The sequence below is a fragment of the Pseudomonas sp. FP818 genome, assembly GCF_030687335.1.
Classification (GTDB): domain Bacteria; phylum Pseudomonadota; class Gammaproteobacteria; order Pseudomonadales; family Pseudomonadaceae; genus Aquipseudomonas; species Aquipseudomonas shahriarae.
In genome coordinates this window covers 4,814,319-4,836,328 of sequence record NZ_CP117427.1, presented here as the reverse complement: position 1 = coordinate 4,836,328, position 22,010 = coordinate 4,814,319, and the positions used below count along the sequence as shown (strand labels likewise).

The window sequence follows — 22,010 nt, the reverse complement described above, 5'->3', positions numbered from 1 at the left end:
ACGAGTGTCCCTGATCGCTTCAGACCACTTCCGCATCGTTGTCGGCCTCGGCAAGAGCGGCATGTCCCTGGTTCGCTTCCTGGCGAACCGGGGCACGTCGTTTGCCGTGGCCGATACGCGGGAAAATCCACCGGAGCTGGTCACGCTGCGCCGTGACTACCCGCACGTGGAAGTGCGTTGTGGCGAGTTGGATGTCGAGTTTCTGTGCCGTGCCGACGAGCTCTACGTGAGCCCCGGCCTGGCCCTGGCGACCCCGGCCCTGCAAGCGGCAGCGGCGCGTGGCGTGAAGTTGTCCGGCGATATCGAGCTGTTTGCGCGTAACGCCAAGGCGCCCATCGTCGCGATCAGCGGTTCCAACGCCAAGAGCACCGTCACCACCCTGGTCGGCGAAATGGCGGCTGCGGCCGGCAAGCGCGTGGCCGTGGGCGGTAACCTCGGTACGCCGGCGCTGGATTTGCTCAGCGACGATATCGAGCTGTATGTCATGGAGCTGTCGAGCTTCCAGCTGGAGACCACCGATCAACTCGGCGCCGAAGTGGCCACCGTGTTGAACGTCAGCGAAGACCATATGGACCGCTACAGCGGCCTGCCGGCTTATCACCTGGCCAAGCACCGGATCTTCCGTGGTGCGCGGCAAGTGGTGGTCAATCGCCAGGATGCCCTGAGCCGTCCGCTGATGGGCGAGGGCCTGCCATGCTGGACCTTCGGCCTGAGCAAACCCGATTTCAAGGGCTTTGGTATCCGTGAAGAGAATGGCGAGAAATACCTGGCCTTCGAATTCCAGAACCTGATGCCGGTCCGTGAACTGAAGATCCGTGGCGCCCACAACCAGTCCAATGCCCTGGCGGCCCTGGCGTTGGGGCATGCGGTCGGCTTGCCGTTCGACGCGATGTTGTCGAGCCTGCGCACCTTTGCCGGCCTGGAGCACCGCTGCCAGTGGGTGCGCGACCTGGATGGCGTGTGCTACTACAACGATTCCAAGGCCACCAATGTCGGCGCCGCGCTGGCCGCCATCGAAGGCCTGGGTGCCGATATCGACGGCAAACTCCTGCTGATCGCCGGTGGCGACGGCAAGGGTGCCGACTTCAAGGACCTCAAGGGCCCGGTGGCTGCTCATTGCCGTGCCGTGGTGCTGATGGGCCGTGACAGCGACTTGATCGCCGCTGCCCTGGGCGACGCAGTGCCGCAAGTGCGCGCCACCTCCCTGGACGACGCCATCGCCCAATGCCGCGCCCTGGCCCAGCCCGGCGATGCCGTGCTGCTGTCGCCGGCGTGCGCCAGTTTCGACATGTTCAAGAACTACGAAGAGCGCGGCCAATTGTTCGCCCGTGCCGTGGAGGGCTTGGCATGAGTCTGGACCTGAAGAACATTATCAAGCCGTACCCGTCGCCGATCATTACCGGGCGCGGGATCGACCTCGACTTCCCGATGCTCGCCGGTTGCCTGGCGCTGCTGGGCCTGGGCCTGGTGATGATCACGTCGGCCTCCTCGGAAGTGGCCGCCGTACAGTCGGGTAACACCCTGTACCACATGATCCGCCACCTGATTTACCTGGTGATCGGCCTCGGTGCGTGCATCGTCACCATGATGATTCCTATCGCCACCTGGCAGCGCCTGGGTTGGCTGATGCTGCTCGGTGCCTTCGGCCTGCTGGTGATGGTAATCGTCCCCGGCATCGGCCGTGAGGTGAACGGTTCGATGCGCTGGATTGGCTTCGGTGCCTTCAACGTGCAGCCTTCGGAAATCGCCAAGGTGTTCGTGGTGATTTACCTCGCGGGCTACCTGGTGCGTCGTCAGAAAGAAGTGCGGGAAAGTTGGATGGGCTTCTTCAAGCCATTCATCGTGCTGCTGCCCATGGCCGGTCTGTTGCTGATGGAGCCGGACTTCGGCGCCACCGTGGTGATGATGGGCGCCGCTGCTGCGATGCTGTTCCTCGGCGGGGTGGGCTTGTTCCGCTTTGCCCTGATGGTCGGGCTCGCCGTGGCGGCCGTGACGATCCTGGTGCAGGCGCAACCCTATCGGATGGCGCGCCTGATCACCTTTACCGACCCCTGGTCTGACCAGTTCGGCTCCGGCTACCAGCTGACCCAGGCGCTGATCGCCTTCGGTCGCGGCGAGTGGCTGGGCGTGGGCCTTGGCAACAGCGTGCAGAAGCAGTTCTACCTGCCGGAAGCCCATACCGACTTCGTGTTCTCGGTACTCGCCGAAGAGCTGGGCGTGGTCGGCTCCCTGGCCACCGTCGGGCTGTTCGTGTTCGTCTGCGTGCGGGCCATGTACATCGGCTTGTGGGCGGAGAAAGCCAAACAATTCTTTGCCGCCTATGTGGCTTACGGCCTGGCCTTCCTGTGGATCGGCCAGTTCCTGATCAACATCGGTGTGAACGTCGGCCTGCTGCCGACCAAGGGCCTGACCCTGCCGTTCCTCAGTTATGGCGGCAGCTCGTTGGTGATCTGCTGTGCCTGTCTCGGCTTGTTGCTGCGTATCGAGTGGGAGAGTCGAACCCATTTGGGCAGCGAAGAGATGGAATTCAGCGAGAGCGATTTTGCCGAGGAGCCGACCCATGGGCGCTAACGTGCTGATCATGGCGGGCGGCACCGGCGGCCACGTGTTCCCGGCGCTGGCCTGTGCCCGTGAGTTCCAGGCCCGCGGCTACACCGTGCATTGGCTGGGTACGCCCCGTGGCATCGAAAATGAACTGGTTCCGGCGGCCGGCTTGCCCCTGCACCTGATCAACGTCAGCGGCCTGCGCGGCAAAAGCAAATTGTCCCTGCTCAAGGCGCCGTTCGTGTTGCTCAAGGCGGTGTGGCAGGCGCGCAAGGTTATCCGTGAGTTGAAGCCGGTGTGTGTGCTGGGCTTTGGTGGCTATGTCACCGGTCCCGGCGGTGTGGCCGCGCGATTGGCCGGTGTGCCGGTGATCGTCCACGAGCAGAACGCTGTGGCCGGTACTGCCAACCGCCTGTTGGCGCCATTGGCGGCGCGAGTCTGCGAGGCATTCCCGAATACGTTTGCAGCCATGGACAAGCGCCGCACCACCGGTAACCCGGTGCGTACCGAGCTGTTTATGGACATTGCCCGCCAGGCCCTGACCGGGCGCAAGGCGCACCTGCTGATCCTCGGCGGAAGCCTGGGCGCCGAACCGCTGAACAAGCTGCTGCCGGAGGCGCTGGCGCAACTGCCTGTGGAACTGCGTCCCGAGATTTTCCATCAGGCAGGCAAGAACCACGATGAAGTGACTGCCGCCCGCTATCGCGAGGCCGGTGTCGAGGCGACTGTAGAGCCTTTTATCAAAGACATGGCCCATGCCTATGGCTGGGCCGACCTGGTGGTCTGTCGCGCAGGTGCGTTGACCGTCAGTGAACTGGCTGCTGCCGGTCTGCCGTCCTTGCTGGTGCCTTTGCCCCATGCGATCGACGATCACCAGACCCGCAACGCCGAATATTTGGCCGGGGAGGGCGCTGCCTTCCTGCTGCCGCAAAGAACGACTGGCGCCGCCGATCTGGCCGCACGCCTGACTGAGGTTTTGATGCAACCCGAACGACTGAACAGCATGGCGAGCACCGCAAGCCGCCTGGCCAAACCCGACGCCACCCGTAGCGTGGTCGATATCTGCCTGGAGGTGGCCCATGGTTGAGAATCAAAAAGCCATGCCGCAACCGGAAATGCGCCGTATCCGTCGCATCCACTTCGTCGGTATCGGCGGCGTGGGCATGTGCGGGATCGCCGAGGTGTTGCTGAACCTGGGTTACCAGGTCTCCGGCTCCGACCTCAAGACCTCGCCGGTCACCGAGCGCCTGGAATCGTTTGGCGCACAGATCTTTATCGGCCACCGTGCCGAGAACGCCGCGCAGGCCGATGTACTGGTGGTCTCCAGTGCCGTGAACACCTCCAACCCGGAAGTGGCCACCGCCCTTGAACGCCGTATTCCCGTGGTGCCCCGCGCCGAGATGCTGGCCGAGCTGATGCGTTACCGTCACGGCATCGCCGTCGCCGGTACCCACGGCAAGACCACCACCACCAGCCTGATCGCTTCGGTATTTGCCGCCGGCGGCCTGGACCCGACCTTCGTGATCGGTGGCCGGCTGAATGCAGCAGGTACCAATGCACAACTGGGTACCAGCCGTTACCTGATTGCCGAAGCCGATGAAAGCGATGCCAGCTTCCTGCACCTGCAGCCGCTGGTGGCCGTGGTCACCAATATCGACGCCGACCATATGGCGACTTACGACGGCGACTTCAACAAGTTGAAGAAAACCTTCGTCGAGTTCCTGCATAACCTGCCGTTCTACGGTTTGGCCGTGGTGTGCCTGGACGATCCGGTAGTGCGCGAAATCCTGCCGCTGGTCAAGCGTCCGACCGTGACCTATGGCTTCAGCGAAGACGCCGACGTGCGCGCGATCAATGTACGTCAGCAAGGCATGCAGACCTTCTTTACCGTGTTGCGCCCGGATCGCGAGCCGCTGGACGTCTCGGTGAACATGCCGGGCAACCACAATGTGCTCAATTCCCTGGCGACCATCTGCATCGCCACCGATGAGGGCGTCAGCGATGAAGCCATCGTCGAAGGCCTGTCGGGCTTTGCCGGTGTGGGCCGGCGCTTCCAGGTCTACGGCCACCTGCCGGTAGACGGCGGCGACGTGATGCTGGTGGATGACTACGGTCACCACCCGACCGAAGTCGCGGCCGTGATCAAGGCCGTGCGTGGTGGCTGGCCGGAGCGTCGCCTGGTGATGGTCTACCAGCCGCACCGCTACAGCCGCACCCGTGACCTGTACGACGATTTCGTAAATGTATTGGCCGATGCCAACGTGCTGCTGTTGATGGAAGTCTACCCGGCCGGTGAAGAACCGATCCCCGGCGCCGACAGCCGCAAGCTGTGCAACAGCATCCGTCAGCGCGGGCAACTGGACCCGATCTATATCGAGCGCGGCGTGGACCTGGCGCCGGTCGTCAAGCCGCTGTTGCGTGCCGGCGACATCTTGCTGTGCCAGGGTGCCGGTGATATCGGCGGCCTTGCCCCTAAATTGCTCGCGAGCCCGCTGTTTGCTGCCGCGCCTGCCCAGGGGAAGTCGAAATGACCACCAACTACGGCTCCCTGTTCTCCACCATCGCGCCTGCCGACTTCGGCCGCGTGGCGGTACTGTTCGGCGGCAAGAGCGCTGAGCGCGAAGTGTCGCTCAAGTCCGGCAATGCTGTGCTCCAAGCGCTGCAAAGTGCCGGTGTGAACGCCTTTGGTATCGACGTGGGCGATGACTTCCTCGCTCGCCTGCAGGCCGAGAAGATCGACCGCGCCTTCATCATTCTTCACGGCCGTGGTGGTGAAGACGGCAGCATGCAGGGCCTGCTGGAGTGCGCCGGGATCCCTTACACCGGCAGCGGCATCCTTGCCTCGGCACTGGCCATGGACAAGTTGCGCACCAAGCAGGTGTGGCACAGCCTGGGCATTCCGACGCCGCGTCACAGCGTTTTGTGCAGCGAAGACGATTGTATTTCTGCGGCCAAGGAACTGGGCCTGCCTTTGATCGTCAAACCAGCCCATGAAGGCTCCAGTATCGGCATGGCTAAAGTGAACTCGGCCGCCGAATTGATCGACGCATGGAAAGCGGCAAGTACCTACGATTCGCAAGTGTTGGTGGAACAGTGGATCTCCGGTCCCGAATTCACCATCGCGACCCTCCGTGACCAGGTATTGCCGCCTATCGCGCTGGGCACCCCCCATACCTTTTACGACTACGACGCCAAGTACCTGGCCTCCGATACCCAGTACCGGATCCCATGCGGCCTCGATGCAACCAAAGAGCAGGAATTGATGGACCTCACAGCGAAAGCCTGTGAGGCGTTGGGTATCGCCGGTTGGGCGCGGGCAGACGTGATGCAGGATGACCAGGGGAACTTCTGGTTCCTTGAAGTCAACACCGCACCGGGCATGACCGACCACAGCCTGGTCCCCATGGCTGCACGCGCAGCCGGCCTGGACTTCCAGCAGTTGGTGCTGGCGATCCTGGCCGCCAGTTATGTGGCCGGTAATGTGGCCGGTAATGAAGAGGCACGAGGTTAAGACCATGCAAGGCGCATCGCTTCGCCATCAGCCACCCGCTCCCGGCCGCAAGCCGGTGCCGCGTGGTGCCAGTCGAATGGTGGCTAAAGAGCCGATGTCGGCGCGCCTGCCGAAAGCCAACTTTGGTTTTCTCAAGGCCCTGTTCTGGCCGGTGCTGTTGGTGGCGTTGGGCTTTGGCACCTATGAAGGTGCGCAGCGCCTGTTGCCGTATGCCGACCGCCCCATCACCAAGATCAGCGTGCAGGGCGACTTGAGCTACATCAGCCAGCAAGCGGTGCAGCAGCGGATCGCGCCTTTTGTCGCGGCGAGCTTCTTCACCATCGACCTGGCAGGCATGCGTGCCGAACTGGAGCAGATGGCGTGGATTGCCCACGCCGAAGTACGGCGCGTGTGGCCGGATCAAGTGACGATCCGCCTGGAAGAACAACTGCCCGTGGCCCGTTGGGGTGACGAAGCGCTGTTGAACAACCAGGGCCAGGCGTTCAACCCGCGTGAGCTGGCCAACTACGAGCATTTGCCGCAGTTGTTCGGGCCGCAACGGGCGCAACAACAAGTGATGCAGCAGTACCAGGCGTTGAGCCAGATGCTGCGGCCACTGGGCTTCTCCATTGCGCGCCTGGAATTGCGCGAGCGGGGCAGCTGGTTCCTGACCACCGGGGCAGGCAGTTCCGGCCCGGGCATCGAGTTGTTGCTGGGACGCGACCACTTGGTGGAGAAGATGCGCCGCTTTATCGCCATCTACGACAAAACCCTGAAAGAACAGATTACGAACATTGCGAGCATCGACCTGCGTTACGCCAACGGCCTGGCCGTTAGCTGGCGCGAACCGGCTGCGCCCACGGCAGCGCAACCCGCTGTCGCGAAGAATTAAGAAGAGGCAGGACCCATGGCAAACGTGCAAAGCGGCAAAATGATCGTCGGTCTCGATATCGGCACCTCCAAGGTGGTGGCGCTGGTAGGCGAGGTCGCGGACGACGGCACGCTGGAAATCGTCGGAATCGGCACGCATCCGTCCCGGGGCCTGAAGAAGGGCGTGGTGGTCAACATCGAATCCACCGTGCAGTCGATCCAGCGCGCTATCGAAGAAGCGCAACTGATGGCGGGCTGCCGGATTCACTCGGCATTCGTCGGCGTGGCGGGCAATCACATTCGTAGCCTGAACTCCCACGGCATCGTGGCGATCCGCGACCGTGAAGTCAGCTCGGCCGACCTTGAGCGCGTCCTCGACGCTGCCCAGGCCGTGGCAATCCCGGCTGACCAGCGTGTGCTGCACACCCTGCCGCAGGACTACGTTATTGATAACCAGGAAGGCGTACGTGAGCCCCTGGGCATGTCGGGCGTCCGCCTGGAAGCCAAGGTCCACGTGGTGACCTGCGCCGTGAATGCCGCACAGAACATTGAAAAATGCGTGCGTCGTTGCGGCCTGGAAATCGACGACATCATTCTTGAGCAGTTGGCCTCGGCCTACTCGGTCCTGACCGACGACGAAAAAGAACTGGGCGTGTGCCTGGTGGACATCGGCGGCGGCACCACCGATATCGCGATCTTTACCGAAGGTGCGATCCGTCACACCGCGGTGATCCCGATTGCCGGCGACCAGGTGACCAACGACATCGCCATGGCCCTGCGGACACCGACCCAGTACGCCGAAGAAATCAAGATCCGCTACGCCTGCGCCCTGGCCAAGCTGGCCGGTGCCGGCGAGACCATCAAGGTGCCGAGCGTGGGCGACCGTCCACCGCGTGAACTGTCGCGCCAGGCCCTGGCCGAAGTGGTCGAGCCGCGCTACGACGAACTGTTCACCCTGATCCAGGCTGAACTGCGTCGCAGCGGCTACGAAGATTTGATCCCGGCCGGCATCGTGCTGACCGGTGGCACCTCGAAGATGGAAGGCGCGGTCGAACTGGCCGAGGAAATTTTCCACATGCCGGTCCGCCTGGGCGTGCCCCATGGCGTCAAGGGCCTGGGCGACGTGGTGCGCAACCCGATTTATTCCACCGGTGTGGGCTTGCTGTTGTACGGCCTGCAAAAGCAGACCGACGGCATTTCCCTGTCGGGCATTGGCAGCCGCGAAAGCTATAGCAGTGACGAGCCCAAAGCGCCGTTGCTGGAGCGCCTGCAGGCTTGGGTGAAAGGCAATTTCTAAAGATTTACCGCAACACCGTTTCAAAGTAGTAGGCGAAAAAACTAGAGAAATGAAAGGAGAGGGAAAATGTTCGAACTCGTAGACAACATCCCCGCAAGCCCGGTTATTAAAGTAATCGGTGTCGGCGGTGGCGGCGGCAACGCTGTCAATCATATGGTCAAGAGCAACATTGAAGGCGTTGAATTCATCTGTGCCAACACTGATGCCCAGGCGCTGAAGAGCATCGGCGCGCGGACCATCCTGCAATTGGGCACAGCCGTGACCAAGGGCCTGGGCGCTGGCGCCAATCCGGAAGTCGGCCGTCAAGCCGCCCTGGAAGACCGTGAGCGTATTGCCGAAGTGCTGCAAGGCACCAACATGGTGTTCATCACCACCGGCATGGGCGGCGGTACCGGTACCGGTGCGGCGCCAATCATTGCTGAAGTAGCCAAGGAAATGGGGATCCTGACGGTCGCTGTCGTGACCCGTCCGTTCCCGTTCGAAGGCCGCAAGCGCATGCAGATCGCTGACGAAGGTATCCGTCTGCTGTCTGAAAGCGTTGACTCGTTGATCACCATCCCCAACGAGAAACTGCTGACCATCCTCGGTAAAGACGCCAGCCTGCTGTCGGCTTTCGCCAAGGCCGATGACGTACTGGCCGGTGCCGTTCGCGGTATCTCCGACATCATCAAGCGTCCGGGCATGATCAACGTCGACTTTGCCGACGTACGCACGGTCATGAGCGAAATGGGCATGGCAATGATGGGCACTGGCTGCGCCAGCGGTCCTAACCGTGCACGTGAAGCGACCGAAGCGGCCATCCGCAACCCGTTGCTCGAAGACGTGAACCTGCAAGGTGCACGCGGCATCCTGGTGAACATCACCGCCGGTCCTGACCTGTCCCTGGGTGAGTACTCCGACGTGGGTAGCATCATCGAAGCCTTTGCTTCCGAGCACGCGATGGTCAAGGTCGGTACCGTTATCGATCCAGACATGCGCGACGAGCTGCATGTGACCGTGGTTGCCACGGGTCTGGGCGCTAAAATCGAGAAACCGGTGAAGGTTATCGACAATACCGTGCACACCAGCCAGGCCTCGGCCGCCGCTCCAGCACCTGCTCGTCAGGAACTGCCGTCGGTGAACTACCGTGATCTGGATCGTCCGACCGTGATGCGCAACCAGGCCCAGGCCGGTGCTGCGGCGTCCCGTAGCCCGAATCCGCAAGATGATCTGGACTATCTGGACATCCCGGCTTTCCTGCGTCGTCAGGCCGATTAATGGAATGTATCAGGGCTATGAAGGTGATTGGTGTTCAGCAAAGGTCTGGTCTGCTATTATCGCCAGCCTTTGTTGATACCAGTTCGCAATTTGCGCTGAAGCGGTCCAAGCCATGATTAAACAACGCACCCTGAAGAATATTATCCGTGCCACAGGTGTAGGTCTGCACTCCGGGGAGAAGGTATACCTGACTCTCAAGCCCGCACCTGTCGACACCGGCATCGTGTTTGTTCGTGCCGACCTGGACCCTGTGGTGCAGATTCCTGCTCGCGCGGAAAACGTTGGCGAAACCACCATGTCGACCACATTGGTCAACGGTGACGTCAAAGTGGACACGGTGGAGCACTTGCTCTCGGCCATGGCTGGCCTGGGCATCGATAACGCCTACGTCGAGCTCTCCGCGTCTGAAGTCCCGATCATGGATGGTAGCGCTGGACCTTTCGTATTCCTGATTCAATCTGCCGGCCTGGAAGAACAGGACGCAGCCAAGAAGTTCATTCGCATTCTGCGGGAAGTGACAGTAGAAGACGGCGACAAGCGCGCCACCTTCGTCCCGTTCGAAGGCTTTAAAGTGAGCTTTGAGATCGATTTCGATCACCCGGTATTCCGTGACCGCACCCAAAGTGCAAGCGTGGATTTTTCCAGCACTTCGTTCGTAAAAGAAGTCAGCCGCGCCCGTACCTTTGGTTTCATGAGTGACATCGAGTACCTGCGCAAGCACAACCTCGCACTCGGCGGCAGCGTTGAAAACGCCATCGTGGTCGACGCGGATGGTGTACTGAACGAAGACGGCCTTCGCTATGAAGACGAATTCGTGAAGCACAAGATCCTCGATGCAATTGGTGACCTCTACCTGCTGGGCAATAGCCTGATAGGCGAGTTCAAAGGCTTCAAGTCGGGCCATGCACTTAACAACCAGCTCCTGCGCAAGTTGATTGAGCAGAAAGATGCTTGGGAAGTCGTGACCTTCGAAGATGCCAGCACCGCACCGATCTCTTACATGCGTCCCGTTGCGGCGGTGTAAGTAACAACTCTCTTTCTTTAGTTTTTAAAGGCTGCCTTCGGGTGGCCTTTTTTTATGGCGGTGGTTTGTGGCTCCGCCAATGTTCAATCAAGGCGCAAAACAGACCTGCGGTGACAAGCTCCCTCGCCACAATAGGTACGCAACCACTACCTCACCAGGGCCGCATCGACGACGCGGTTACGCCCGCTATTTTTCGCCTCATACAATGCCCGGTCAGCACTGAGCAGCAACTCCTCCAATGACGCGCTGCTGCGTTTGTCCCAGGTGCTCAGGCCGATACTCACCGTAATAGGCTCGCTATCACCGGCAACCGGCGGCAAGTGCTGGATCCCCTGGCGGATATGCTCGGCAATCGTCCTGGCACCGCTGGCATCGGTATGCGGCAGGATCACCGCAAACTCTTCGCCGCCGTAACGTGCCGCCAGATCGGCCGGGCGGCGGATTTGGCGGCCGATCACCTGCGCCACGCTGCGCAAGGCTTCATCCCCCCCCTGATGGCCATGGCGGTCGTTGAAGGCCTTGAAGTGGTCGACGTCGATCATCAGCACAGACAAGGGCTCGGTCGAGCGGCGGGCGCGCTCCCATTCCAGAGCCAAGCGCTGGTCGAGGGTCCGGCGGTTGGCCAGGCCGGTCAGGCCGTCCGTGGCTGCCAGTTCTGACAGCACCTTCTCGGCGCGATAGCGGCGCCGCAGCTCCAGGCGCAACATCCAGCTCAGCCACAGCAGGCCCACACACAACACCCCGGTGGCCCCTGCCGTCAGCCACGCGGCGCGCTGCCAGGCGGCGAACACATCGTCGCTGGCCAACGCCACCACCACGATCAATGGCAACCGCCCCACATTGGTAAAGGTATACAGCCGTGGCGTACCGCTGATCGCAGAGATGGCCCGGAAGCTGCCGCTGCCTTCTTTCAGCATGCGCTTGAAGTTGGGGAGTGAACTCAGGTCCTTGTCGATCATGTCCTGTTCGAGCACGGGGTGCTGGGCCAGCAGGATGCCCTGGTTGTTCAGCAGGTTGATGGTGTTACCGTTGCCGATGGTCAGGCTGCTGAACAGTTGGTCGAAATACGCCAGGCGCATGGTCGCCACGGCCACCCCGGCAAACTCGCCGTCGGGCCCGGTCACGCGGCGGCTGAAGGCGATACGCCAGACCTGCTCGCACTGACAATGGATCTTGAACGGGCGGCTGATAAACAGTCCGGCCTCGGGGTTCTGTTGATGGACCTGGAAGTAGTCGCGGTTGGCGAAGTTACGTCGGGTTGGGGTCAGCGTCGACGAGTCGGCAAGCACCGCGCCCTGGGCGTCCAGCAGCAGGACTTCACCTTTATAGGGGGCTGCGGTGGACTGGTCGAATTGCAGTTGATGCCGCACATCCGCCGGCAGTCCCGACAAGTCCTTGCCGGCCGCCTCAATCAGGCCGTGCAGTGCCAAGTCATAGAGCTCGACGTTGCGCAGCACATCGGCATTGATCAGTTGGGTGATATTGCTGGTAGACCGTTGGGCGGTCTGCAGCGTGCTGGCATGTTCGCGGATCAGCAGCACGGCGACGATGATCAGGATCAGGGTGACGGTGAGGCCACTGCCCAGAATCAGCAAAAGCTCCGGGCGTGCAGGCAGGTTAAGGGCGCGGCGTTGACTCATCGGACGGACTTCGGCGGTGACGATGAGGGCAGTTTAGTTCCGCGCGCCTGAAATTAGCTCATCGGCAAAAAAGATAATTGGCCGTCAGAACACATTGATCGGGTAGTCGACGATCACCCGGTACTCATCCACATCGCGGTCCACCGCCGAGTAGCCATTGCTGCCCCGGTTGGTCGCCCATTGCAGGCGCACCGCCAGGTCCTTGGCCTTGCCGCCCTGCACCACGTACTTGAGGTCGATATCCCGTTCCCAGTGCTTGGCGTTCTTGCCGTCGGCGCTGTACCAGGCCGAGTAGCCGCGGCTGTTGGGGTCGACTTTGGTCAGGTCGGTCTTGCCGCTGATGTACGACACCGCTGACGTCAGGCCAGGGACGCCGAGCCCGGCGAAGTCATAGGCGTACTTGAGCTTCCACGAGCGCTCGTTGGGGCCGTTGAAGTCCGAGTATTGCTGGGAGTTGTCCAGGTACACGCTGTCGCCCTGGGCGATATAGTCGAACGGCGTGTTGCCGTTGACCCGCTGGTAGGCGGCCATGACGCTGTGATTGCCCACGCCCACAGTGAAATGCAGGCTGTAGGTGTTGTTGTCGATATCCCCCAGCAAGGCATTGCCGGTGTCCTGGGTATGGTAGAAGTGCAGGCCCGGGTTGAGGCTGACCAGGTCATTGACCGCGTAGGTGTAGTCCAGGTCGTAGTAGTACTGGTTCCACACGTCCTTGAGTTCGGAGGCGTACAGGTTGCTGGTCAGCCCTGGCAGACCGCTCCAGGCCACGCCTGCCCAGTTCATATGCTGGCTGTCCTGGCCCTTGGGCAGCGCGCCATAGCTGGTGCCGATGCGCCCGTGGCCGCTCTGGTTGTAGAGCTTGGCAAAGCTGGCCTGGCCGCCTTCGAACATCCAGCCGTCGAGGCTGTGGTTGGTCAGGCTGACGCCACGGAAGGTCTCGGGCAGCATGCGGGTCATGCCGCCGGCAATTACCGGGTTGTTGAGGAACAGATCGCCGGCTTTGAATTCGGTATCCAGAGCGCGGATTTTCAAGGTGCCGCCACCGGTGGAAAACGAGCCCGGCGCTTTGCCGTTGCCGCTGCCGTACGGCAGGATGCTGGAGCCGTCCGTACCGCCGCCGCCGTCCAGTTTCAGGCCGAGCATGCCATGCACATCCAGGCCGAAACCCACGGTGCCCTGGGTGTAACCGGACTCGAAGACCCCGAGGAAGCCTTGGCCCCACTCTTTGCTGTCGTCGGTGTGAATGTCGCGGCGGTCACGATTCATGTAGTAGTTGCGGGTGTTGATATTGAGGCTGGAGCCTTCGACGAATCCGTCGGTGGGAGGGGTGTCTGCGGCATGGGCGATAGGGGAGATAGTTGCTGCAATCGCGAGGAATAACGGGGTGAATGTCAGCGCGGTTTTCACCGGGGGAGCTCCTTTGGGTCAGTCTGAACGGCCAATGTTGTGGGGTGTTCCTGGCCTTTTTTACGGCAAAAAAAAGCCGCTGAAGTCAGCGGCTTTAAGACAGATTCCCAGTGTAGAGCCCTGGAAATAAGTCGAGGGAAATGGCAGGGCGGGTCGGCTGTCTTTGCCGTCTCGCTCGTCGATGCGACATATTGGCGCAGGCGAGCGGTACGGTACAGAGTGTAACAAGATAATGACTGTTGCCCAAATCGCAACAGTCGAGACGATGAAGACCCTCTATGGGAATGGGCTTATGTCGGAGTGATTTTAAAATTCAGATCGGCAGGGTGATACCAAAGGTGTTGCCACCGTGTTCACTGCGCACAAACACCTCCCCGCCATGCATCAAGGCAATCGCCTTGACGATGGCCAACCCCAACCCATGATTGGCCCCGCTGTTGCTGCGCGAGGCGTCGACGCGGTAGAAACGCTCGAACAACCGTGGCAAATGCTCGCTGGCGATCCGTTCTCCAGGGTTGGTCACGCCAATCAGCACCTGCTGCTCGTGCGTTTCAATCCGCACCTCGATCACTTGCCCCGGCGAGGTGTGCTGCACGGCGTTGTTCAGCAGGTTGATCAGGGCCCGGCGCAAATGGGCCTTTTCGATCCTCACCTGGGCATCGCCGACCACCGTGACCTGCACCTGGGCGTCTTCAAGGATAAAGTCCAGATAGTCGAGGGTGGTCGCCACCTCATCGGCCAGGGAGCTTTCAACCAGCTTGGTGGCTTTGCTGCCCTGGTCGGCGCTGGCCAGGAACAGCATGTCATTGATGATCGAACGCAGGCGCTCCAACTCCTCCAGGTTCGATTGCAGCACTTCAAAGTAATGCTCGGCCGAGCGGCCACGTGTCAGCGCCACCTGGGTCTGGCCGATCAGGTTGGTCAGTGGCGAGCGCAGTTCGTGGGCCACGTCGGCGTTGAACGACTCCAGGCGCGAGTAGGCGGTTTCCACCCGCTCCAGGGTGGAGTTGAAGGCATTGGCGAATTGCTTGAGTTCCGGGGGCAGCGGCGACAATTGCAAGCGCCCGGACAGTTTCGGCGGGGCCAGTTTTTGCGCTTCGTCCGAGAGCCTGATCAGCGGCTTGAGGCCGATGCGCGCGACCCAGAAGCCCAGCAGCGAAGCCAGCACCACGCCGATAAACGCCAGGCTGATCAACGCCATCAGCAAATGGTGCTGGGTGGCGCGGAAGTTGGCGGTGTCGATGGCGATCATAAAGCGCAGCGGCGGGCGCAGGTCCTTGGCCGGGAACTGGCTGACCAGCACCTTGAACGGATACGCATGCCCCGGCAGGTATAAATCACGCTTGCCCGTGGGGCCGGCGGCGAACTCGCGAAGGTGCGCGTCCGGGTTGCCGTACTCATAGGCCGGGTCGCTGCTCACTACCCAGAAGCGTATGCGTGCATCCTCTTCGCCCAGCAGCTTGAGTTTGTTGGTCATTTTCACCCAGTGATCCGGCGTGCCGAAACGTGTGATCGACGACTCCAGCACACTGTAGCGCGCATCCAGTTCGGCCTCCGGCAACAGGCCCAGGCCACGGTCCACCTGCTGGTAGAGCGCGCCGCCGATCAGCAGGAAAATCACCAGCGCGACCAGGGTGAACATGCCGCTCAGGCGCAGGGCAATCGAGTTACTCGACACTGCGGTTCTCCAGTACATAGCCCATGCCACGGATGGTGTGCAGCAACTTGTGCTCGAACGGCCCGTCGAGCTTGGCCCGCAGGCGCTTGATCGCCACTTCGACCACATTGGCGTCGCTGTCGAAATTGATGTCCCAGACCATTTCCGCAATCGCCGTCTTGGACAGGATCTCGCCCTGGCGCCGCGCCAGGACGCTGAGCAGCGAGAACTCCTTGGCCGTCAGGTCCAGGCGCAGGCCGGCGCGGCTGGCCTTGCGGCTGATCAGGTCGATCCACAGGTCGGCAACGGTCACCTGCACCGGTTCATGCCCGCCGCTACGGCGGGTCAGGGCTTGCAGGCGGGCGACCAGTTCGAGAAAGGAAAACGGCTTGCCCAGGTAATCGTCGGCGCCTTCGCGCAGGCCGCGAATGCGGTCTTCCACGCGCTCGCGGGCAGTCAGCATGATCACCGGGGTTTGTTTACGCGCCCGCAGTGCGCGCAGCACGCCAAACCCGTCGAGGCCGGGCAGCATCACATCGAGCACGATTACTGCGTAGTCGCTTTCCAGGGCCAGGTGCAGGCCCTCGATGCCGTCGCGGGCGACGTCCACCGTGTAGCCTTGTTCCGTCAGCCCGCGATGCAGGTAGTCGGCGGTTTTCTCTTCGTCTTCAATAATCAGGACACGCATGACCCCGCCTCAATGTGTGGTCGCCAGCCCGGGGGCCGGAGTGGGTCTGTGGAACAGCTTCTCAAGGTACAAGTATATGACCGGCGTGGTGAACAGCGTCAGCGCCTGGCTCACCAGCAACCCGCCGACCACCGCGATGCCCAGGGGCTGGCGCAGCTCCGCGCCGGGGCCTGCGCCGAGCATCAGCGGGACTGCGCCCAGCAGCGCGGCGAGGGTGGTCATGATGATCGGTCGAAAACGCGTGACACAGGCTTCATAAATCGCATCCGCCGGTGCCAGCCCACGAACCCGTTGGGCTTCGAGGGCAAAGTCGATCATCAGGATGCCGTTTTTCTTGACGATGCCGATCAATAGCACCAGGCCGATCAAGGCCATGATGGAAAAATCCTGGCCCAGCAGCCACAGCATGATCAACGCACCCAGGCCGGCCGAGGGCAGGGTCGAGATGATGGTCAGCGGATGCACGAAGCTCTCATACAGCACGCCGAGGATGATATAGACCGCCACCAGCGCCGCGAGGATCAGCCACGGCTGGCTGGCCAATGAACTCTGGAACGCCTGCGCCGCACCCTGGAAATTGCCAATGAGGGTGCTCGGCATGCCGATCTCGTTCTTGGCCTGGTCGAGCATGATCACGGCGTCGCCCAGGGCCACGCCCGGCGCGAGGTTGAACGACAGGTTGGCCGCCGGGAACATGCCGTTGTGGCTGATGGATAACGGCCCGACCGTCGGCGGGTCGACCTTGGCCAGCGCCGACAATGGCACCATTTCGCCGCTGAGGGGCGAGCGCAGGTAGAAGTAGTTCAGGCTCTCGGCCTTGCCCCGTTGCTGGCTGTCCAGTTCCAGCACCACCTGGTACTGGTTGGTCTCGGTCTGGAATTCATTGACCTGGCGCTGGCCGAACGCATCGTACAGCGCCTGGTCGACATCGGTGGCGGTCAGGCCGAATCGCGCGGCGGCCTGGCGGTCGATGCTGATGTGGGTGATGCTGCCGCCCAGTTGCAGGTCGTTGGACAGATCGCGGAAGGCCGGGTTGGTGCGCAGTTTTTCGGTCAGGCGCTGGGTCCAGGTGTTCAGGGTCGCGCCGTCGTTGCTCTTGAGCACGTACTGGTACTGGCTGCGGCTGGGCCCGGAGCTGAGGTTGATGTCCTGGCCGGCGCGCAGGTACAGCACGATCCCCGGTACCCGGGCCAGTTTGGCGCGGATCCGGTCGATAAACTGGCTGGCCGACACATCGCGATCACCGCGATCCTTCAGGGCAATCCAGAAGCGGCCGTTGGCGATGGTCTGGTTACTGCCGGTCACACCCACCGAGTGGGAGAAGTTTTCCACCGCCGGGTCGGCCTTGATGATTTCGGCCAGGGCCTGGTGCTTGGCCACCATGTCCGGGTAGGACACATCGGCCGCTGCCTCGCTGGTGCCAAGAATAAAACCGGTGTCTTGTACCGGGAAAAAGCCCTTGGGGATAAACACGTAGCCGGCCACGGCCAGGCCCAGGGTCACAGTGAAGATGCCGAGCATCGTGCGCGGATGGGCCAGGGCCCGGCGCAGGTTCCTCGCGTAACCGGCCAGCAGGCGTTCGCCAAAGCCCGGTTTGTCGTGGGGAGGGTGGGCGGGGGCGCGCATAAACTGCCCGGCCAGCATCGGCGCCAGGGTCAGGGACACCACCACCGAAATCAGGATGGTCGAGGTCGCGGTCAGGGCAAATTCCTTGAACAGGCGCCCGACCACGCCGCCCATGAACAGCAACGGGATAAACGCGGCCACCAGCGAAAAGCTGATCGACACCACGGTAAAACCGATCTCGCCGGCGCCCTTGATCGCCGCTTCGCGCTTGTCCAGGCCCGCCTCAAGGTGACGGTGGATGTTCTCCACCACCACAATCGCATCGTCCACCACAAAACCCACGGCAATCACGATGGCCACCAGGGTCAGGTTGTTCAAACTGAAGCCCATCACATACATCAGGGCAAAAGTGGCCACCAGCGACACCCCCAGCACACTGGAGACAATCAGGGTTGCCGACCACTGGCGCAGGAACAGCGCCATCACCGCCACCACCAGCAACACCGCGATCAACAGGGTGATTTCCACTTCATGCAGCGAGGCACGAATGGTCTTGGTGCGATCCGACAGCGAGCTGACTTCCACCGACGCCGGCAGCATCGCCTGCAAGCGCGGCAGCTCGGCCTGAATGCGGTCCACGGTGTCGACGATATTGGCCCCCGGCTGGCGGAAAATCACCAGGTTGACCCCCGGCGTATCACCGGACCAGGCCTGCACGTAGGCGTTTTCCGAACCGTTGATCACCCGTGCCACGTCGCGTAACTGCACCGGCGCGCCGTCCTTGTAGGAAACAATCAGCTCGCCGTATTCCTCAGGATGAAACAGCTGATCGTTGGTCGACAGCGTCGATACGCTGTCGCGCCCATACAGCGCGCCCTTGGCCAGGTTCAGGCTCGACTGCTGCAGCACCAGGCGGATATCGGCCAGGGTCAGGCCGATGGCGGCGAGTTTGTCCGGCGAGGCCTGTACCCGGATTGCCGGGCGTTGCTGGCCGGTGATGCTGATCTGGCCGACGCCGTCGATCTGGCTGATCTGCCGGGCCAGCAGGGTTTCCACGTAGTCGCTCAGTTCGGTGCCGGGCATATTGTTGGAGCTGATACTGAGGATCAGCACCGGGCTGTCCGCCGGGTTGACCTTGCGCCAGGTCGGCAGGTTGGGCATATCGCTGGGCAACTTTCCGGCCGCCGTGTTGATCGCCGCCTGCACTTCCTGGGCGGCGGTGTCGATGCTCTTGTCGAGGGTGAATTGCAGGGTCAACAGGCTGGAGCCCAGGGCGCTGCTAGAGGTCATCTGGGTCATGCCGGGGATGGCACTGAATTGCACTTCCAGGGGCGTGGCCACCGACGAGGCCATGGTGTCGGGGCTGGCGCCGGGCAGTTGGGCGGTGACCTGGATCGTCGGGAACTCCGCCTCCGGCAATGGCGCGACGGGCAGGCGCGGAAAGGCGATCAAGCCCAGCAGCACCAGGGCAAAGGTCAGCAGCAGGGTGGCGACCGGATGGTCGACGCACCAGGCCGATACTGAGCCACGACCCTTCATGGCCGGGCCTGCGCTTGGGCGGTCTGGACCACTTGCGGCGGCTCCTTGAGCACCTCCACCTGGGCACCGGCCTTGAGGCGCGACTGGCCGTCGCTGACCAGCACATCACCGGCCTGCACACCGGTGACAATCGTCAGGTCGCTGTTCTGGTAGGTCACGTGCACCGGCACCACGTCCACCTTGTCGCCATTGACGCGGTACACGAAGTGCGAGTCCAGGCCGCGCTGGACCACGGTCGGCGGCACCACCAGGGCCGCCTTGTCGAGGGCGGTCTGGATCTTCACCGTGACCAGTTGCCCCGGCCACAGTTTTTGCGTGGCATTGCTGAATTCGGCCTTGGCGCGGATGGTGCCGGTGGTGGCGCTGATCTGGTTATCAATCAGGCTCAGGCGGCCTTCGCCGAGCAGGATGGCGGCCGGGCTGTCGGTGTCGGCGCCGAGGAACGCATCGACACTGGCCGGGTGTTGCGCGGCGATCAGGCCCTGCAGGGTCGGCAGCATCTGTTGCGGCAGGGAAAATTCCACGGCGATCGGGTCGATCTGCGTCACCGAGAACAGGCCCTGGGCATCGCTGGTACGCAGGAAGTTGCCTTCATCCACATTGCGAATCCCCACCCGACCGCTGACGGGGGAGCGAATCTGTGTGTAGGAAAGCTGAACCTGGGCCGCATCAATTGCCGCCTGGTTACCCAGGGCCGTGGCCTTGAGCTGGTTGACCAGGGCTTGCTGCTGGTCGTAAGTCTGCTTCGACACGCCGTCGTCGATGCTCAGCTCTTTGTAGCGCTTGAGATTGACTTGTGCCACCTGCAACTGCGCCTGGCTTTCGCCCAACTGGGCCTTGGCCTGGTCAAGGCTGGCGCGGATCGCCCGGTCATCAATGCTCGCCAGCAGGTCGCCGGCCTTGACCCGTTGCCCCTCCTTGACCAGCAACTGGGTGAGAATGCCGTCGACCTGCGGGCGGATCACCACGCTATGCAGCGACAGTACCGAGCCGATACCGCTGACAAACCGTGGGATATCCTGCTGCGCGACACTGACCACCCGGACCGGGATTGCGCTGGAAGCCGACAGCTTGGTCTTGGCCGGCCGGGTCGCCACCCAGGCCACGACCGCCAGGGCCACGACGGCGAGCACAATCACGGTGGTTTTGCGTGGAATGGGCATGGTCTCGCGGCGTCCGGACAGGGAAAGGGAGGAGTGGAGGCTCTTTATAGCCTGTAAAGCCGGTCAGCAAAGTGACCGGTAACTGACAGGGCTGTCAGCAAAGGTCGACCATTCGTACGGGCAGTGGTTAAAGAACCAGGGCGCGCAGGTATACTGCGCGCCAGTGTGGCCCGCAAGTCGGGCCCGCGTCATTTTTTGCACGCTCCGGAGCTTCCATGAATTCCCCGACACAACCGCCTGTTGAAAGCGCCGAACTCGCTGATCCAGACAGCCTCGACAGTGAAGCCAAGCCGGTGATCCCGGCGTTCAAATTCCCCTTCAAGCCGGGTGAGCTGGCCGGGGCGAAAGACAGCAATCAGCCGTGGTACAAAAACGGCGCGAAGAACGGTCACACCAAGACCCCCGGCATGGCGCCGCCCGGCACCCGTCGTTCGATGGGCAAGCGCTGACTGCCTACAGCCATTGCTGACTTTTCGCCTTGTCGGCCCATGACCTTTTCTTGAAAGCTTGCTCGATACCCCTTCGCCGCGCCTGGTTGGCAGCACGGGGTGAAGGAGTGGGATTTTCAAGAAAGGGATGTCTTCATGGCTTGGGCAAAGATCTTTGTTTTATCCATTGGGGCGCTACTGTCGGGCGCCTTTCTGATAGGGCCGGTGGCCGCCGCGGCGCCGCGCAGCGAGATCCGCTTCGCGATTTCCCCTCTGTTTCCTCCCTATGAAAGCCGCAACGCCCAAGGGCAGTTGGTCGGCTTGAACATCGAACTGGGCAATGCCTTGTGCGCGCAACTCGATGTTCGCTGCACCTGGGTCGATCAAGTCTTCACCCATAGCATCGCAGCCCTTGAAAGCCGGCGTTTCGACGCAATCATGGGCATGGCTTCTACCCCGCAACGCCGGCAGTTGATCGACTTCACCGACGATTTGTACCCCCTGACCACGCACTTGGTGGCGCGCCGTTATTCCGGGCTGATGCCCACGGTACGCGCCCTCAAGGGCAAGCGCGTGGGGGTGTTGACCGGCAGCAATCGCGAAGCGTTCGCCCTGGCGCAATGGGCGCCGGCCGGGGTGATCATCAAGAGCTTCTGGCTCAATGACCAGTTGATCCGCAGCCTGGTGGCCGGTGATATTGACGCGACTCTGCAAGGTACAGCCGAAATTCGCCAGGAGCTGCTCGACACCGAGCAGGGGCAACCTTTCGATTTCGTCGGCCCGCCGGTCACCGGCCAACAGATGGGCACTGCCGTGGCCATCGGCGTGCGCAAGTCCGATCGTGAATTGCGCAGTGACCTTAACCGGGCGCTGGAGCAGCTCAAGCAGAGCGGCGAGCACCAGCGCATTCTGCGAGGGTATCTGCGGGAGGAACTCGACATTGCAGCGGCGCAACCGGGCGATGGGCCGCGCTTTTACCCCAGCGAGCTGACGCTGCCTTTTTCCGAGGCGGTGCGGGTCGGCGACACGTTGTACATCTCCAGTATCTCGGGGTTGGATATTCGCGGCAATCCGGTGAAAGGCGGGACGGGCGCACAGATGAAGCAGGTGATGAAGAACCTGCACGACCTGTTGGAGCGTCATCATTCGTCGTTGGATCGGGTGGTCAAATGCACCTTGATGCTGGCCGACCTGGATGATCTGGCTCTGGTCAATGAGGTGTACCTGGGCTACTTCGCCCGTAGCCGCTTGCCCGCCCGCAGCGTACTGGCCGTGCGCAGGTTGCCGCGCAGCGCACGGGTGGCGCTGGACTGTGTCGCCCTGATTGAGGAGTACCACGAGCCGCAGGCGCTGGCGCCGGGCAACTAAATGCGTGGAACATGAGCTGGATCAGTATTTGCTCAACCGGTGCGCTTAGAGTCGGTGCCCCTGCCGACTCCC

General features: G+C 62.2%; 17 protein-coding genes. 11 read left to right on the top strand and 6 right to left on the bottom strand.

Translation table 11 applies throughout. The annotated features are described in order from the left end of the window. Nucleotides 1–4: 4 nt before the first annotated feature. From murD to lpxC, 9 genes are all read left to right on the top strand, one after another. Nucleotides 5–1,351, top strand: coding sequence for a UDP-N-acetylmuramoyl-L-alanine--D-glutamate ligase (murD, locus tag PSH80_RS21890; protein WP_057958503.1), 1,347 nt, complete (start codon nt 5–7; stop codon nt 1,349–1,351). Further along, on the top strand, nt 1,348–2,571 hold the full coding sequence (gene ftsW, locus PSH80_RS21885; protein ID WP_057958504.1) for a putative lipid II flippase FtsW: 1,224 nt from the start codon (nt 1,348–1,350) through the stop codon (nt 2,569–2,571). Before murD ends, ftsW begins: the two co-directional genes overlap by 4 nt. After that, nucleotides 2,561–3,631, top strand: a complete 1,071-nt coding sequence (gene murG, locus PSH80_RS21880) for an undecaprenyldiphospho-muramoylpentapeptide beta-N-acetylglucosaminyltransferase (protein WP_057438181.1) — start codon at nt 2,561–2,563, stop codon at nt 3,629–3,631. The genes ftsW and murG overlap by 11 nt, the downstream gene beginning before the upstream one ends. After that, nucleotides 3,624–5,075 (top strand): UDP-N-acetylmuramate--L-alanine ligase, encoded by a 1,452-nt coding sequence (murC, locus tag PSH80_RS21875; protein WP_057958505.1) that lies wholly within the window; start codon nt 3,624–3,626, stop codon nt 5,073–5,075. The genes murG and murC overlap by 8 nt, the downstream gene beginning before the upstream one ends. Then, a complete protein-coding gene (locus tag PSH80_RS21870) occupies nt 5,072–6,055 on the top strand; it encodes a D-alanine--D-alanine ligase (protein ID WP_057958506.1) in 984 nt (327 codons plus the stop codon). Before murC ends, PSH80_RS21870 begins: the two co-directional genes overlap by 4 nt. Nucleotides 6,056–6,059: 4 nt before the next feature. After that, complete coding sequence (locus PSH80_RS21865) at nt 6,060–6,926, top strand: cell division protein FtsQ/DivIB (RefSeq protein WP_057438185.1); 867 nt, start codon at nt 6,060–6,062, stop codon at nt 6,924–6,926. 15 nt (nt 6,927–6,941) lie between these two features. Next, nucleotides 6,942–8,201, top strand: coding sequence for a cell division protein FtsA (gene ftsA, locus PSH80_RS21860; protein ID WP_029297837.1), 1,260 nt, complete (start codon nt 6,942–6,944; stop codon nt 8,199–8,201). A 66-nt stretch (nt 8,202–8,267) separates the two neighbouring features. Continuing rightward, nucleotides 8,268–9,458, top strand: coding sequence for a cell division protein FtsZ (ftsZ, locus tag PSH80_RS21855; RefSeq protein ID WP_057444456.1), 1,191 nt, complete (start codon nt 8,268–8,270; stop codon nt 9,456–9,458). Between the two features lie 112 nt (nt 9,459–9,570). Then, on the top strand, nt 9,571–10,482 hold the full coding sequence (gene lpxC / locus PSH80_RS21850) for a UDP-3-O-acyl-N-acetylglucosamine deacetylase (protein WP_029297841.1): 912 nt from the start codon (nt 9,571–9,573) through the stop codon (nt 10,480–10,482). Nucleotides 10,483–10,628: 146 nt separating this feature from the next. Here lpxC and PSH80_RS21845 read toward each other — a convergent pair whose 3' ends face one another. The 6 genes from PSH80_RS21845 to PSH80_RS21820 form a co-directional block, all read right to left on the bottom strand. After that, complete coding sequence (locus PSH80_RS21845) at nt 10,629–12,122, bottom strand: sensor domain-containing diguanylate cyclase (protein WP_120734126.1); 1,494 nt, start codon at nt 12,120–12,122, stop codon at nt 10,629–10,631. Nucleotides 12,123–12,206: 84 nt separating this feature from the next. Next, nucleotides 12,207–13,529, bottom strand: a complete 1,323-nt coding sequence (locus tag PSH80_RS21840; protein WP_057958508.1) for an OprD family porin — start codon at nt 13,527–13,529, stop codon at nt 12,207–12,209. Between the two features lie 313 nt (nt 13,530–13,842). Next, the gene (locus tag PSH80_RS21835) at nt 13,843–15,207 is read right to left on the bottom strand and encodes a heavy metal sensor histidine kinase (RefSeq protein ID WP_057958509.1); all 1,365 of its coding nucleotides are present in this window, start codon (nt 15,205–15,207) and stop codon (nt 13,843–13,845) included. Then, nucleotides 15,197–15,874, bottom strand: coding sequence for a heavy metal response regulator transcription factor (locus PSH80_RS21830; RefSeq protein ID WP_057958510.1), 678 nt, complete (start codon nt 15,872–15,874; stop codon nt 15,197–15,199). Before PSH80_RS21830 ends, PSH80_RS21835 begins: the two co-directional genes overlap by 11 nt. A gap of 9 nt (nt 15,875–15,883) precedes the next feature. Then, a complete protein-coding gene (locus PSH80_RS21825; RefSeq protein WP_305418287.1) occupies nt 15,884–18,979 on the bottom strand; it encodes a multidrug efflux RND transporter permease subunit in 3,096 nt (1,031 codons plus the stop codon). Further along, nucleotides 18,976–20,142: an efflux RND transporter periplasmic adaptor subunit gene (locus PSH80_RS21820; RefSeq protein ID WP_128592810.1), complete on the bottom strand. Its 1,167-nt coding sequence runs from the start codon at nt 20,140–20,142 to the stop codon at nt 18,976–18,978. Before PSH80_RS21820 ends, PSH80_RS21825 begins: the two co-directional genes overlap by 4 nt. Before the next feature lie 215 nt (nt 20,143–20,357). Here PSH80_RS21820 and PSH80_RS21815 point away from each other — a divergent pair, with 215 nt between their 5' ends. Together PSH80_RS21815 and PSH80_RS21810 are read left to right on the top strand one after the other, a co-directional pair. Continuing rightward, on the top strand, nt 20,358–20,591 hold the full coding sequence (locus PSH80_RS21815) for a hypothetical protein (RefSeq protein ID WP_057438192.1): 234 nt from the start codon (nt 20,358–20,360) through the stop codon (nt 20,589–20,591). A gap of 135 nt (nt 20,592–20,726) precedes the next feature. Then, nucleotides 20,727–21,938 carry a transporter substrate-binding domain-containing protein gene (locus PSH80_RS21810; RefSeq protein ID WP_057958513.1) on the top strand — a complete coding sequence of 404 codons (1,212 nt, stop codon included), beginning with the start codon at nt 20,727–20,729 and terminating at the stop codon, nt 21,936–21,938. Nucleotides 21,939–22,010: the final 72 nt, after the last annotated feature.